This window comes from Zoogloea sp. (assembly GCF_017302315.1).
GTDB lineage: Bacteria > Pseudomonadota > Gammaproteobacteria > Burkholderiales > Rhodocyclaceae > Zoogloea.
On the sequence record NZ_JAFLDT010000098.1, the window covers coordinates 1 to 13,317 of the forward strand.

The window sequence follows — 13,317 nt, forward strand, 5'->3', positions numbered from 1 at the left end:
CTCCAGGGCGATGAGGCCCCGATGCGCCCCGGCGAGGCGATGATCAGCGACGACGGCATTGAGGGCAGCCTGGTGTATGCCCTGTCGGCCGCGATCCGCGAGCGCATCAAGGTGGAAGGCCGCGCCACCCTGCTCATCGACTTGGCGCCGGGCCGCAGCCCGGAACGGGTGCTGGCAGAGGTGGCCCACCCACGGGGTGCCCGCTCCCTCGCCAGCCACCTGCAAAGCCGCGTCGGCCTTGCAGGCGTGCGCATGGCCCTGCTGCGGGAATGCCTGCCCGAGGCGGTGCTGGCGGACCCGGCCCGGCTGGCGGCAGCCATCAAGGCCCTGCCCCTCACCCTGGTGGCCCCACGCCCCCTGGACGAGGCCATCAGCAGCGCCGGTGGGGTGCGCTTCGAGGCGCTGGACGCAGACCTGATGATCCGCGCCGTGCCGGGGGTCTTCTGCAGCGGCGAGATGCTCGACTGGGAAGCCCCCACCGGTGGCTACCTGCTCACCGCCTGCCTGGCCACCGGCCGCCGGGCCGGCGAGGGCGTGCTGGCGTGGCTGGCACGACGCTGAGCGGCACAGATATTCACAGCTTGTAACGTTGCCGGCACCGGGCGGAGGTTAGAGTCAGGGCTCACTCATTCTCCAGGGGCTTTGCCATGGGCATCATTTCCACCCTCTTCATCGGTCTGCTGGTCGGCCTCGTCGCCCGCTTCGTGAAGCCCGGCGACGACAGCATGGGCTGGATCAAGACCATCCTGTTCGGCATCGGCGGCTCCATCGCCGCCACTTACGGCGGCCAGGCGCTCGGCCTGTATCAGGCGGGCGAAGGTGCAGGTTTTCTCGGTTCGGTGGTCGGCGCGGTCGTGCTGCTGCTGGTGGCGGGCAAGCTGTCCAGCAAGTCCTGAGGCGCCGGGGCGTTACAATGTCGGGCTGACAGCACGCGCCGTCAGCCCTTTTCTTTGCTTTTTCCGGGAGCCCATCATGATGCTTCGTCCCGTCATCGCCACGCTGCTGGCGACCTTCGGCCTGTCCCAGTCCGCCCTTGCCATCGAGGCCCCTGCCCGCTTCAAGTCCGAGTACGCGCGCTGTGAGAAGGTGGTGCTCGAACAACATCCCGGCAAGATCGTCAAGGTTGAGCTCAAGCGCGAGAACGGACGCCCGGTGTTCGAGTTCGACGTGGAAGGCAACGACAAGACCTGGGATGTGGAATGCGATGCCCGCAGCGGCAAGATCACTGAAGTCGAACAGGAAGTGGTCAGTGCCGACTCCCCGCTGTTCAAGGAGAAGGCCCGCATCAGCCTGGAAGAGGCCAAGGCCATCGCCCTGAAGAAGTACCCCGGCACCATCGTCGAAACCGAATTCGAGATCGAAGCCGACGGCTCGGCCTCCTACGAGTTCGACATCGCCCGCAAGAACGGCAAGGAGATGAAGGTGGAGGTGGATGCCACCAGCGGCAAGATCGTAGAAGCCAACCGGGAGCTGTGGCAGTCCGGCAAGGAATAAACACCGGCCGGGCCGCTTGGCCGGCCGGGAACTGCACACGGAGCGGGGCTGTCCATCGGCCATTCCCGACAACGCCCCACCGTGCGCCACTTCGACGACGCCCCTCTTGCAGCACGACTCTCCGCCGTCGACCCGGCCGCCTATGCGCAGAGCCGTAACCATGTCGCGGGCGCCGTCACAGGGCTGTCGCCGTGGATCACCCACGGTTGCATCCCGGTCCCGGAGCTGATCGCCCGCTTCGGCCTGACAGGCCAGGACATGCTGGCCTTCCAGCTGGGCTGGCGGGCGTTCTTCCAGCATGTGTGGGGCCACCTGGGGGACGGCATCCTGGCCGACATCCGCCCCGGCCTGCCCGGTGTTCCCTACGCCGACACGCTCCCGGCAGACATCCGCGAAGGGCGCACCGGCATTCCGGTGATCGACCGGGCCGTGGCCACCCTGTACGCCACGGGCACCCTCCACAACCATGCCCGCCTGTGGCTGGCCAGCTACGTGGTGCATGCCCGCAAGGTCCATTGGCGCCTCGCCGCCGACTGGCTCTACGCCCACCTGCTCGACGGCGACCTGGCCTCCAACCACCTGTCCTGGCAATGGGTGGCGGCGACCTTCAGCAGCAAACCCTACCTCTTCAACGCTGACAACGTGGCGCGCTTCGCCCCGGCCGACTGGCACAGCCCGGGCACGCCGCTGGACGCGAGCTACGCGACGCTGGAGGCGCTGGCCCACAGCCCGCAGGCGCTCGCCCCGGTCACCCATGTGGCTGAAGGGCACACCGAACCGACCCGCCTGGGCGCCCCGCCGGCACACCTGCTCGGCGCCGACGACTTCACCCTGCCGCCATCCGACACCGACGCCACCCTCGTCCATCCCTGGGCCCTGCGCGCCGGCGAAGGGCTGCGCATCGGCGTGATCCACCTGCCCTTCCACCGGCGCTTCCCCTGGTCGGAGGCCCGCTGGGCCTTCGTGCTGCCCCGCCTGCGCGCCGTCACCGACCGGATTTTCGTGGGCGATCTGCGGCAGCTCGACGGCCGCTTCCGCGCCGAGGCCACGCTCAACCCGGATTACCGGGAGGCCCTCGCCCATCTGGGTGCCGCGCTCACGCCACCGCCTCGCTGGCTGCCCGATCCGGCCATGCTGTGCCCCTCCTTCAGCCGCTTCTGGGCCAGCGCTGGCCAGCCCCCACCCCACCGGCGCTGGCACGCATGATCACCGTTGTCTGGTTCAAGCGCGACCTGCGGGTCACCGACCACGCCCCCCTGCACGACGCCGCCCGCCGTGGCCCGGTGCTGCCCGTATACCTCTTCGAGCCCGACCTGATCGCCCAGGCCGACAGCTCGCCCCGCCATCTGGGTTTCATCCAAGAATGCCTGGCCGAGCTGGAGGCCCGCCTGGCGGCCCTGGGCAGCCCGCTGCAGCGCTGGCAGGGCACGGCGGTGGAGGTGCTGCAGGCCCTGCGGGATCGCCTGGGGCCTTTCCGCCTGAGCAGCCATGAAGAGACCGGCAACCTGGCCAGCTACGCCCGCGACCGGGCCGTGGCCCGCTGGTGCCGGGAGCACGGCGTCGAATGGCAGGAGTGGCCATCGGGTGGCGTGGTGCGCAGGCTCCACGACCGGGATGCCTGGTCCCGGCTGTGGATGGAACGCATGACGCCCGCCCCCCTGGCGGCTCCGGTGGCGCTGCAGCCCCCGCCCTGCCCTATCCTGTCGCCCCTGCGTCTGCCCCCCGGCGGCGCCCCCCGCCATCTGGCCTGGCACCCGGACACCCTGCCCGATCATCCGGCACGCCAGCATGGCGGGCGCAGCCACGCCCGCCAGCTACTGCGTCATTTCTTCGATCAACACCTGCCGGATTACCGCCGGGGCATGTCCAGCCCCCTGTCGGCCGGCGATGCCTGCTCGCGCCTGTCACCCTATCTGGCCTTCGGTGCGGTGTCGGTGCGCGAGATCGTGCATGCGGTGTGGCGGCGCCGCACCGAGCTGCAGGCCATGCCGCCGGACCTGCGCCCCCGGGGCGAGCTGCCCGGGCTCAAGTCCTTTGAAAGCCGCCTGCACTGGCACTGCCATTTCATCCAGAAGCTGGAGTCCGAGCCCGAGCTGGAATGCCGGGACATGCATCCCGCCTTTGCCGGCCTGCGCGACGCCAGCTTCGACGCCAATCGGCTGGCCCGCTGGCGCCGGGGCGAGACCGGCTTTCCGCTCATCGACGCCTGCATGGCCATGCTGCGGGAGACGGGCTGGATCAACTTCCGCATGCGCGCCCTGCTGATCGCCTTCTCCAGCTACCAGTTGTGGCAGCCCTGGCAGAAGCCGGCCCTGCACCTGGCCCGGGAGTTCCTCGACTACGAACCGGGCATCCACTACCCCCAGATCCAGATGCAGTCCGGCACCACCGGCATCAACACCCTGCGCATCTACAACCCGGTCAAGCAGGCCCGCGACCAGGACCCGGACGGCCGCTTCGTGCGCCGCTGGCTGCCGGCCCTGGAACGCCTGCCCGACGCCTGGCTGTTCGAACCATGGAAGATGCCGCCCGAGCTCCAGCGGCGTCAGGGGCTGGTGATCGGCCGCGACTACCCCGAGCCCCTGGTGGACCACGAGGCCGCCGCCCGCCATGCCCGCGACACCCTGTGGCGCCTGCGCAAGGAAGACGCCGTGCGCCGGGAGTCCCGGGCCGTGTATGAGAAGCACGGCAGCCGCAACCCCCACCGGGAAGGCACGCCCCGCCCGCGCCGCCCATCCCCACCCACCGACAGTCCGCAACTCGGCTTCGACTTTGGCTGAGAGGGATGAATGAACCTGTTTTCCTCTGTTGCCCTCCTCGAACCAGACGCAAACCCAATACTGACGCTGGTTTGCTCTCCACTGGCGGTATCACCCGATGGGTGAAGCTGAAGGGGTTTATGGGACGCGCTGAGGGCGGCTGGAGGGACTGTGGGGGCGACTTCAGTCGCCCGCGGACGTCGATCAAGGGCATGCCTGTGATCGACGCGTGGGTGGGCGACTGAAGTCGCCCCTACAAGTCGCCCCTGCGATGCTCACCGTACCCTTGTACGGTTGCGCTTCTCGGCGCGAACTCGAACCGCTCGCTACGATTTCTTCACACCCTCTGACCCCATGAAAACCACCACCCCCGCCTTTCGCGGCAACAAGCAGGCCCTGCCCAGCAAGCCCTGCGCAGTCTGCGGCCGCCCCATGAGCTGGCGGCGCAAGTGGGCGCGCTGCTGGGAGGAAGTCCGCTACTGCTCCGACGCCTGCCGTCGCCGGGCCGCGCGGCCATGAGCCTGCGCCATCTCGTCCTCGTGCTGGGCGACCAACTGAGCCACGACAACCCCGCCCTCGCCGGCTTCGACCCGGCCTGCGACCGCATCCTGATGGTGGAAGCGCCGGGTGAAGCCGGGCACGTGTGGAGCCACAAGGCGCGCATCGCCCTCTTTCTGTCGGCCATGCGCCATTTCGCGGCGGAGCTGGAAGCCCGGGGCTGGCCGGTGGATTACCTGCGCCTGGGCGAGCACGCCCACGACAGCCTGGCAGAGGCCTGGCGCGCCGCCGTGGTACGCCACGACCCGGCCGGTCTGATCGTTTGCGAGCCGGGCGAGTGGCGCCTGGAGCAGGCCCTGCAGGCCCTCGGCCGCGAACTGGGCCTACCCGTGGCCCTGCGCCCCGACACCCATTTTCTGGCCAGCCGGGCAGCCTTCCAGCGCTGGGCTGGCGACCGGGAAACACTGCTGATGGAGCATTTCTACCGCGCCATGCGCAAGCACCACCAGGTGTTGATGGATGGCAAGGCGCCGGCCGGCGGCACCTGGAACTTCGACAAGGACAATCGCCAGTCCTTCGGCCGCAGCGGCCCGGGTGCCCTGCCGGCAGCGCCCCGTTTTGCCCCCGACGCCATCACCCTGGACGTGCTGGCCACCGTCAGGAAGCACTTCCCCGACCACCCCGGCAGCCTGGACAGCTTCGCCTGGCCGGTCACCCGGGCCGATGCCCTGCAGGCCCTGGCAGCCTTCATCCGCGAGCGTCTGCCGGGCTTCGGCGCCCACCAGGACGCCATGTGGACCGAGGCCCCCTTCCTGTGGCACAGCCTGCTGGCCCCGGCCCTCAACCTCAAGCTCCTCGACCCGCGCGAAGTGATCCGCGCCGCCGAGGAGGCCTGGCAGGCAGGGCAGGCGCCCCTGCCCGCGGTGGAGGGCTTCATCCGCCAGATCCTCGGCTGGCGGGAGTTCATCCGCGGAGTGTATTGGCGTGACCAGCCGGCCATGGGCGCGGCCAACCACTTCGGCCACACCCGCCCCCTGCCCGCCTGGTTCTGGACCGGCGAAACGCGCATGAACTGCCAGCGCCAGGTGATCCGCCAGACCCTGGACCACGGCTATGCCCACCACATCCAGCGCCTCATGGTGACCGGCAACTTTGCGCTGCTGGCCGGGCTGTCGCCCCAGGCCGTGGCCGGCTGGTTTCTGGCGGTGTATGTGGATGCGGTGGAATGGGTGGAGCTGCCCAACGTGGCGGGCATGGCCCTGTATGCCAACGGCGGCCGCTTCACCAGCAAGCCCTACGTGGCCAGCGGCGCCTACATCAAGCGCATGAGCAACTACTGCGGCGGATGCAGCTACAGCCCGGACATGAAGACCGGCCCCCGGGCCTGCCCGGTCAGCACCTTCTACTGGGATTTTCTCGACCGGCACGCCGACATGCTGGCCGCCAACCCCCGCTGCACCCTGATGCTCAAACCCCTGGAGCGGATGAGCGAAATGGAGCGGGCCACCATGCGCAGCCACGCTGCCGTGCTGGCGGACGGACTCGACAAGCTTTAGCGTCGGAGAAAGGGCTCAGGGCCGGGCACTGGCCGGCGCCGCAAGCGCTGCATCCAGGGCCTCGATGGCGCTGATGAAGCGGGCCTCCCGGGCCTCCGGGGTGGCACCTTCGGGCGCCCGGGAAAGGGCCTCCCACCAGGCGGGCGGCAGACCGGCGAGGGTCGCGTGACGCACCAGGAAGGAGGCACTCGGGCCATTGAAGCGGGCGCCGCCGCTGGTCTGGACCACCGCCCGGTTGATGCCCGCATGCACACCCAGCAGGTAGATCTCCCGATGGCGGGGCGAGAGAACGCGTTCGATGCGCCCGCCGAGGCCGGTCTCGTCGTCTTCGAAACGCGCCTGGAGGCGGGCGAACTCGTCGGCGGTGCTCACCGCGGGCCACGCCGCCGACGCAACGCCAAGCGCGTCGGCCAGGGTTTCGGCCTGGGCGGCAAGGGGCGCGGCACGGGCTTCGGCCTGGGCACGCGCGGCCGCATCGGACAGGGCATGACTGCCCAGGTACTCGGCCAGGAAGCCCATCTGCTGGCCCAGCCGAAAGGCATCGACCCGACGCTGGGGCGGCAGGCGCGCCTCGGCCTCGCGGGAGCGGGCGGCGAGCACCTGGGCGTCATCCACCAGGGCGGCGTTCTGGCGGGCCTGCCACCAGTCCGCCCCCAACCCGCCGAGGGCCATCCAGCCGTGCTGCAGGAGCAGGTAGGTGCCCGCCAGGGCGAGGGTGATGAGGGTGAAGCGGACGGCCGCCCGGATCTGCTCGGAAATCATCCTTGAAACCTTGGTTGGACGTGGTCGACGGTGCGTCCGGGCGGGATGGCCGGCGCGAAGCGACGACGCGGCAGGCGTATGCCTGCGAGAAGGAGCGACAAAGCCGGGCACCCGACCGGGCGTGCCGGCGGCCGTGTAGCACCGTCACCCATCAGGTGAGTCGCCTTGACGGCACCAAGGCCTGTGTCCATCCGGCTGATCAAGGAGAGATAAGCGGTCAACTGAGGTTTCAAGGATCATTGGCCCTCCTGTTCGGGGTGTCGCCCCGGTGGGATGATAGCAGCCGTACATCCACATTCCGACCGCCCACCATGTCTCCCGGCGAACTGATCTTCCACTTCCTCAATACCGTCGTGCTGACCGCCCTGGTGGCCTCCGGGGTGCTGTGGCGCTACCGGGTGGACGTGCTGGCCGGCATGGGCAGCAGCAGCGGTCAGGCCCTCAGCCTACCGGCGGTGGTTCCGGCCCGCACGGTCATGCCACAGCCACCGGCGGCGGGGCTGGCCTGGGAGAGGCAGGCCCGGCGACGGATCGCCCTGGCCTACCTGGGCAGCGTGGCCGTGCCGGCCCTGGGGCTGGCCGTGCTGCAGCTCCATGTGGGCAATCTGCCCCACACGCCTGCCCATGTCATGCTGGTGGGCGGCAGCCTGCTGCTTGCCGCGGTGCCGATGATTGCGGTCAGCCTGGCCTTGCGTTTCCGGCAGGCGGCGGGGCTGGGCCTGGGGGTGCTCATTGCCTGCGCCGTGCTCGGCACCGGGCTGTCCATGCTGCAGCGGCCTTTCATGGGCGGGCGGCCCAGCCTCGACCAGTTGCTGAACTTCTTCACCTTCTTCCATTTCGCGGCCGTGTGGCTGCCCTTCCCCTTGACGCTGATCGTGCTGACGGGCCACGCGCGCATCCGCGGCGTGGCCCCCATCACCTTCGCCGGTCTGCTGCTGTTCGGGCTTGCTCCCCTGCTGGGTTCGCGGGCATCGGCGTGGCTTGCCACCACACCGGACGGCAGCCGCCTCCTGCTGGATATCGGCCTCAACGCGGTCTTCATGGCCCTCGCCCTCCCGGCCGCCCTGCTGGGCTGGTGGCGCCTGCAGGGGCTGGCCGGCGCATATCAGGCCAAGCGCTTCTCCGATGCCCAGTTGCTGGCCCGCACCTGGTGGCTGTTGTTTTGCGCTGCCCTGGCGCTGGAACTGATCAACGCCGCACCGGATCGCTGGCTACGGGTCCTCACCGGCTGCGTTGCGGCCTATGCGGTCTTCCCGTGGCTGAACGGTGTACTGCTGGCCCGCGCCGTCGGGCAGCACGGCCGGCCGCCCCGCCGAACCCTGCTCCTGCTCCGTGTCTTCGGCTACACGGCCCGTACCGAGAAGCTGTTCGACCGGGTCGGCGCCCGCTGGCGCCTGTTTGGCCCGGTGACCATGATCGCCGCCCCTGACGTGATGGCCCGCACCATCGACCCGGGGGACTTCCTGCGTTTTGCCGGCGGGCGCCTGGCGAGCAGTTTCGTGACCAGCCGGGCCGACCTGAACACCGGTCTGGCCACCCTCGACCAGACGCCGGACCCGGACGGGCGCTATCGGGTCAATGAGTTCTGTTGCCGCGATGACACCTGGAAGGCCACCGTGGTGGAGCTGATGGACCGGGCCGATGTGATTCTGATGGACTTGCGCGGCCTGACCCCGGCGCGGGGCGGCTGCGAGTTCGAACTGAAGCAACTGAATGAACGCCTGCTCGCCAACCGGGTAGTGCTGGTGGTGGACAGCGAGGCTGTGGTCACCCAGGTGGCGGCCCTGATGCCACGCCTGCCGGTCATTGTCCGCTTCGACAAGGGCAGCGCCACCGAGACCGAAACCCTGTTTGCCGCCCTGCTGCGGGCGGCAGAGTTGCTGCCCGCCCCGCGGCCCTAGCGGCCCCCTGAGAGCGGGCCGATGAGGCTCTCCGCGGCCCGGCGGGTGACGGCGGCCGCCTCGCTCACCCAGAGCATGAAGCAGGCCACATCCGCCCGCGGCGTGTCGTTGGCACCGATCAGCCAGTAACCCCGCTCGTCCAGTGTTCGCCGGTTTGCACCGATGGGCTGGAGCCGCCCTGCGGCGATGAGATCCGAGAGCAGTTCTGCCCGCCCGATGGCCACGCCCTGGCCGGCCACGGCGGCCTGGATGAGCTGGTCGTAATGGTTGAAATGCAGCACTGCCCGCGGTCGCACCCCCTCCAGCCCGCAGGCGGCCAGCCAGTCAGCCCAAGCCAGCCAGGGAAAATTCGGATCGTCGTAGTTCATCAGCACCACCGTGGGCAGGTTCTCCCGGGTCAGTTCGCTAAGCCCCAGGGCCGGGCTGGCCACCGGAAAGACGGTCTCGCCGAACAGACGCACGCTGCCCGGCGGCGCATCCCCGTCGAGACAGTGGCGCAAGGCCAGGTCCACGCCCTCCCGGCGCAGGTCCACCACCCGGTTGCAACTCGCCAGACGCACGTCGATCTCCGGGTGACGCGCCTGGAATTCACGCAAATGGGGCAGCAACCACAGGGCGGTGATGCCCAGGCTGGCAGTAATCGTGACCGGCGGACGCACTTGATCCGCCCGCAGGCTCGCCGCCAGATCGCCATAGTCGCGCAACCACACGCTGGCCAAACGGTAAAGGCGCTCGCCGTCGGGCGTCAGCGAGAGTGCCCGCGTACCGCGCACGAACAGACTGACGCCCAGGGCCTCCTCCAGGCTCTGGATCTGACGGCTCACGGCCGACTGGGTCAGGCATAGCTGGGTGGCCGCCCGGGTGAAGCTGAGGCTGCCGGCGGCGGCAACAAAACCCCGCAAGGGATCCAGGGGCGGCAGGCGCAGGAGCGGATCATCCATGAGAAAAACGCATCCTTTTCATACCGAATATCCGTTTGTGAAGGCTTATTTTCAGGCCAATACTGCAGCCACACCCGCCATCGTAATGCGTACCACGCATCCTGTGCGGACCAGGAGACGATCATGACCGAGCATTCAACCCCCCGCCAGGTGCGCCTCGAAGGCCACGCCTCGACGGTGCTTCCGGAAAGCGTCGGCACCCTCGTGGCCTGTACGTCCGGCTGCGTGTGGCTCACCCGTTACGGCGACCCCCGGGATCTCGTCCTCCACGCCGGCGACAGCTTTCGCATCGATGGCCCGGGCACCGTGGTGATGACCGCCCACCACGGCGCAGTGCTGCAGATCTTCCCCGGGGAAGCACCCCGCCCCGTCAGGCTCGGCTTCGGCGCCCGGCTGGCCAGGTTGATCGGCCCCCGCTGGCACAGTGCGGCACGGCGACTGGCGGGCGGTTCCATGCACGAGTGCTAGACTGAAATCGTGCCCTGCCGCGGAGCCGCCATGAGCAAACAGACACTGGAATTCTGGTTCGAGTTCGCCAGTTCCTACTCTTACCTGAGCGTGATGCGCATCGAACCCCTCGCCCGGGCGGCGGGGGTGACCCTGCAGTGGCGCCCCTTCCTGCTCGGGCCGGTGTTCCTGTCCCTGGGGTGGAACGACTCTCCCTTCAATATCTACCCACCGAAGGGGCGCTACATGTGGCGCGACCTGGCCCGGCTGGCCAGCCGCTATGGCCTGCCCCTGAAGGTGCCCTCACGCTTCCCGCGCAACGGCCTGCTTGCCGCACGGGTGGCCCTGGCCGGGGCGGATGAAGCCTGGATGCCCGCCTTCTGCCGCGCCGTGATGGGCGCCAACTTCGCCGAAGACCGGGAAATCGCCGATGTCGAGGTGATCCGCGCCATCCTGACATCCCTCGAACTGCCGGTGGACGCGATCCTGGCCCGGGCCGAAAGCCCCGAGAACAAACAGGCCCTGCGCCGGCAAACCGAAAGGGCCGGCGAGATCGGGCTATTCGGCGCCCCCAGCTTCGTTACCCCGGACGGGGAACTATTCTGGGGCAACGACCGGCTGGAGGACGCGCTGGAATGGGTAAGAAAGACGGACGTGGCAACACCCTGAACGCCTATTTGCCGAGCAGCGGTGTGGCGTCGGCGCCCGATGGCTTGCTGCCGGATGCAGCCTTGCGGGCCTTCTCGGCCTTTTTCTCGGCGGCCTTGCGTGCGCGCGCTTCGTAGTCGGCCCGGTCGCTGGTGGCCTGTTCGGCGCGGTTTTCCGCAGCCCGGGCTTCGGCGGCGCGGCGGCGGGCATCGGCGGCGTCCTTGCGATTGCGGTCGGCGGCGGCCTCCATGGCCTGACTCTTGCCGTCCTGCTCCCGTTTGACCCGGGCCGCATCCTTCTCGGAAAACTGGCGCAGCCGGGATTCGCTGTCGGCCCGATTGCGGGCCTCCTGCTCGGCCCGCTCGACCGCCTTGGCGGGCGCCTCGCGGGCTGCATCCGCCTGACGCTCCTCGAAGCGGCGGTTCTTCTCGGCCAGCTCGATGCGCCCGGCCTCGTTGTCCATCTCCCGCGCCTTGCGCACGTCCGCCACCCGGCGCGCCCGGGCCTCATCGATGCAGCGATTCACCAGGAAGCGCTCGTAGCAGGCGATCTCGTCCGCGTTGAAACGGGCGTCGGCAGCACTGCGCAGGCCCGCCGCCTCGCTCTTGAGCTTTTCGGCGCGGGCCAGTTCGGCAGCGGGGTCGGATGGCGCCACCGCCTCCTGGGCGTGCACGGGGCCAACACTCAGGACCACAAACACCAGGGAGGGCAGACAGGCGGACAGAAGGGGCAGGGGATACAGACGCATGGGACTGGGCAGGGCTGAAGGCTTTTGGACCGCTTACAATACCGGATTTACCGCCCGGTTTCCTCCCCGTCCTGCTGCCGTGATCCAGTTTCGCTCCCTCCGCCTCGCCCGGGGCGTCAAGACCCTCATCGAAGGCGTCAGCCTGCAGATCCACCCCGGTTGGAAAGTCGGCCTCACCGGCGCCAATGGCTGTGGCAAGTCCAGCCTGTTCGGCCTCTTGCGGGGCGAACTCCACCAGGACGCCGGCGACCTGGAGATGCCAGCCTCATGGACCATCGCCCATGTGGCCCAGGAGACGCCGGCCCTGGCCTGCCCGGCCATCGACTATGTGCTCGACGGCGACACCGAACTGCGCCGCATCGAAGCCGCCCTGGAACGCGCCGAGGCGGCCCACGACGGCGAGGAGATCGGCCACCTCCACGGCCGCCTGCAGGAGATCGGCGGCTATGCCGCCCGCGCCCGCGCCGCGGCCCTGCTCGACGGGCTGGGCTTCGCCGCCACCGATCTGGAGCGCCCGGTGGCCGATTTCTCGGGCGGCTGGCGCATGCGCCTCAACCTGGCCCAGGCCCTGATGTGCCGCTCCGACCTGCTGCTGCTCGACGAGCCCACCAACCACCTCGACCTGGACGCGGTGATCTGGCTGGAGCAGTGGCTCACCGATTACCGGGGCACCCTGGTACTGATCTCCCACGACCGGGACTTCCTCGATGCGGTGGTGAATCAGATCGCCCACATCGAGGGCCAACGCCTGACCCTCTATGCCGGCGGCTACTCCGACTTCGAGCGCCAGCGGGCCGAGCGCCTGTCGCAGCAGCAGGCGATGTTCGAGAAGCAACAGCGCGAGCGCGCCCATCTGCAGAAGTACGTGGACCGCTTCCGCGCCAAGGCCACCAAGGCCCGCCAGGCCCAGAGCCGCATCAAGGCCCTGGAGCGCATGGAGCTGATCGCCGCCGCCCACATCGACACCCCCTTCACCTTCAGTTTCCGGGACTGCGGTCAGGCCCCCGACCCGCTGCTGCAGATCGAGGACGCCGCCGCCGGCTACGCCGACAGGCCCATCCTGACGGACATGAAGCTCACCCTCCGCCCGGGCGAACGGGTCGGCCTGCTGGGCCGCAACGGCGCCGGCAAATCGACCCTGATCAAGCTGCTTTCAGGTGGCCTGAAGCCCACCGCCGGGGTGCGCCGGGAAGGCAAGGGGCTGGAGATCGGCTACTTTGCCCAGCACGCCCTGGAGAGCCTGCGCCCGGAGGAGTCGGCGCTGCAGCACATGCTGCGCCTCGACCCCCAGACCCGCGAACAGGAGCTGCGCAACTACCTGGGCGGCTTCGATTTTCACGGGGACATGGCCACGGCGCCCTGCGCTCCGTTCTCTGGCGGCGAGAAATCCCGCCTGGCCCTGGCCCTGCTGATCTGGCACAAGCCCAAGCTGCTGCTGCTCGATGAACCCACCAACCACCTGGACCTGGAGATGCGCCACGCCCTGACCCTGGCGCTGCAGGACTACGAGGGCGGCATGGTCATCGTATCCCACGACCGCGCCCTGCTGCGCGCCACCTGCGA

General features: G+C 69.3%; 14 protein-coding genes. 11 read left to right on the plus strand and 3 right to left on the minus strand.

All coding sequences use genetic code 11. The annotated features are described in order from the left end of the window. From J0L98_RS19195 to J0L98_RS19225, 7 genes are all read left to right on the plus strand, one after another. The coding region (locus J0L98_RS19195; protein WP_296413544.1) for an NAD(P)/FAD-dependent oxidoreductase at nt 1-561 on the plus strand (561 nt) is incomplete at its 5' end. Between the two features lie 86 nt (nt 562-647). Next, nucleotides 648-896, plus strand: a complete 249-nt coding sequence (locus tag J0L98_RS19200) for a GlsB/YeaQ/YmgE family stress response membrane protein (protein WP_296413545.1) — start codon at nt 648-650, stop codon at nt 894-896. 76 nt (nt 897-972) lie between these two features. Further along, entirely contained in the window at nt 973-1,494 is a 522-nt protein-coding gene (locus tag J0L98_RS19205) for a PepSY domain-containing protein (protein ID WP_296413546.1), read from the plus strand. Nucleotides 1,495-1,575: 81 nt separating this feature from the next. Further along, entirely contained in the window at nt 1,576-2,700 is a 1,125-nt protein-coding gene (locus J0L98_RS19210) for an FAD-binding domain-containing protein (protein ID WP_296413548.1), read from the plus strand. Next, nucleotides 2,697-4,274, plus strand: a complete 1,578-nt coding sequence (locus tag J0L98_RS19215) for an FAD-binding domain-containing protein (protein ID WP_296413550.1) — start codon at nt 2,697-2,699, stop codon at nt 4,272-4,274. Before J0L98_RS19210 ends, J0L98_RS19215 begins: the two co-directional genes overlap by 4 nt. Before the next feature lie 333 nt (nt 4,275-4,607). Continuing rightward, the gene (locus J0L98_RS19220; RefSeq protein WP_296413551.1) at nt 4,608-4,772 is read left to right on the plus strand and encodes a DUF2256 domain-containing protein; all 165 of its coding nucleotides are present in this window, start codon (nt 4,608-4,610) and stop codon (nt 4,770-4,772) included. Beyond that, nucleotides 4,769-6,307: a cryptochrome/photolyase family protein gene (locus J0L98_RS19225; RefSeq protein ID WP_296413552.1), complete on the plus strand. Its 1,539-nt coding sequence runs from the start codon at nt 4,769-4,771 to the stop codon at nt 6,305-6,307. The genes J0L98_RS19220 and J0L98_RS19225 overlap by 4 nt, the downstream gene beginning before the upstream one ends. Nucleotides 6,308-6,322: 15 nt before the next feature. Here the strand turns inward: J0L98_RS19225 and J0L98_RS19230 are convergent, their stop codons facing one another. Next, nucleotides 6,323-7,069, minus strand: coding sequence for a hypothetical protein (locus J0L98_RS19230; RefSeq protein WP_296413553.1), 747 nt, complete (start codon nt 7,067-7,069; stop codon nt 6,323-6,325). Between the two features lie 311 nt (nt 7,070-7,380). Between J0L98_RS19230 and J0L98_RS19235 the strand changes: the two genes are divergently transcribed. Beyond that, a complete protein-coding gene (locus J0L98_RS19235; protein WP_296413554.1) occupies nt 7,381-8,970 on the plus strand; it encodes a hypothetical protein in 1,590 nt (529 codons plus the stop codon). Here J0L98_RS19235 and J0L98_RS19240 read toward each other — a convergent pair. Then, complete coding sequence (locus J0L98_RS19240) at nt 8,967-9,911, minus strand: LysR substrate-binding domain-containing protein (RefSeq protein WP_296413555.1); 945 nt, start codon at nt 9,909-9,911, stop codon at nt 8,967-8,969. The genes J0L98_RS19235 and J0L98_RS19240 overlap by 4 nt on opposite strands. A gap of 123 nt (nt 9,912-10,034) precedes the next feature. Between J0L98_RS19240 and J0L98_RS19245 the strand changes: the two genes are divergently transcribed. Continuing rightward, the gene (locus J0L98_RS19245; RefSeq protein WP_296413557.1) at nt 10,035-10,379 is read left to right on the plus strand and encodes a DUF2917 domain-containing protein; all 345 of its coding nucleotides are present in this window, start codon (nt 10,035-10,037) and stop codon (nt 10,377-10,379) included. 30 nt (nt 10,380-10,409) lie between these two features. Further along, complete coding sequence (locus tag J0L98_RS19250; RefSeq protein WP_296413558.1) at nt 10,410-11,027, plus strand: 2-hydroxychromene-2-carboxylate isomerase; 618 nt, start codon at nt 10,410-10,412, stop codon at nt 11,025-11,027. A gap of 4 nt (nt 11,028-11,031) precedes the next feature. Here J0L98_RS19250 and J0L98_RS19255 read toward each other — a convergent pair whose 3' ends face one another. Beyond that, a complete protein-coding gene (locus J0L98_RS19255; protein WP_296413560.1) occupies nt 11,032-11,754 on the minus strand; it encodes a hypothetical protein in 723 nt (240 codons plus the stop codon). Nucleotides 11,755-11,833: 79 nt separating this feature from the next. Between J0L98_RS19255 and J0L98_RS19260 the strand changes: the two genes are divergently transcribed. Beyond that, the coding region (locus J0L98_RS19260) for an ATP-binding cassette domain-containing protein (protein ID WP_296413562.1) at nt 11,834-13,317 on the plus strand (1,484 nt) is incomplete at its 3' end.

Coding starts and splice junctions, on each gene's coding strand:
- J0L98_RS19200 (WP_296413545.1), top strand. CDS start 648: ATGGGCATCATTTCCACCCTCTTCATCGGTCTGCTGGTCGGCCTCGTC.
- J0L98_RS19205 (WP_296413546.1), top strand. CDS start 973: ATGATGCTTCGTCCCGTCATCGCCACGCTGCTGGCGACCTTCGGCCTG.
- J0L98_RS19215 (WP_296413550.1), top strand. CDS start 2,697: ATGATCACCGTTGTCTGGTTCAAGCGCGACCTGCGGGTCACCGACCAC.
- J0L98_RS19220 (WP_296413551.1), top strand. CDS start 4,608: ATGAAAACCACCACCCCCGCCTTTCGCGGCAACAAGCAGGCCCTGCCC.
- J0L98_RS19225 (WP_296413552.1), top strand. CDS start 4,769: ATGAGCCTGCGCCATCTCGTCCTCGTGCTGGGCGACCAACTGAGCCAC.
- J0L98_RS19230 (WP_296413553.1), bottom strand. CDS start 7,069: ATGATTTCCGAGCAGATCCGGGCGGCCGTCCGCTTCACCCTCATCACC.
- J0L98_RS19235 (WP_296413554.1), top strand. CDS start 7,381: ATGTCTCCCGGCGAACTGATCTTCCACTTCCTCAATACCGTCGTGCTG.
- J0L98_RS19240 (WP_296413555.1), bottom strand. CDS start 9,911: ATGGATGATCCGCTCCTGCGCCTGCCGCCCCTGGATCCCTTGCGGGGT.
- J0L98_RS19245 (WP_296413557.1), top strand. CDS start 10,035: ATGACCGAGCATTCAACCCCCCGCCAGGTGCGCCTCGAAGGCCACGCC.
- J0L98_RS19250 (WP_296413558.1), top strand. CDS start 10,410: ATGAGCAAACAGACACTGGAATTCTGGTTCGAGTTCGCCAGTTCCTAC.
- J0L98_RS19255 (WP_296413560.1), bottom strand. CDS start 11,754: ATGCGTCTGTATCCCCTGCCCCTTCTGTCCGCCTGTCTGCCCTCCCTG.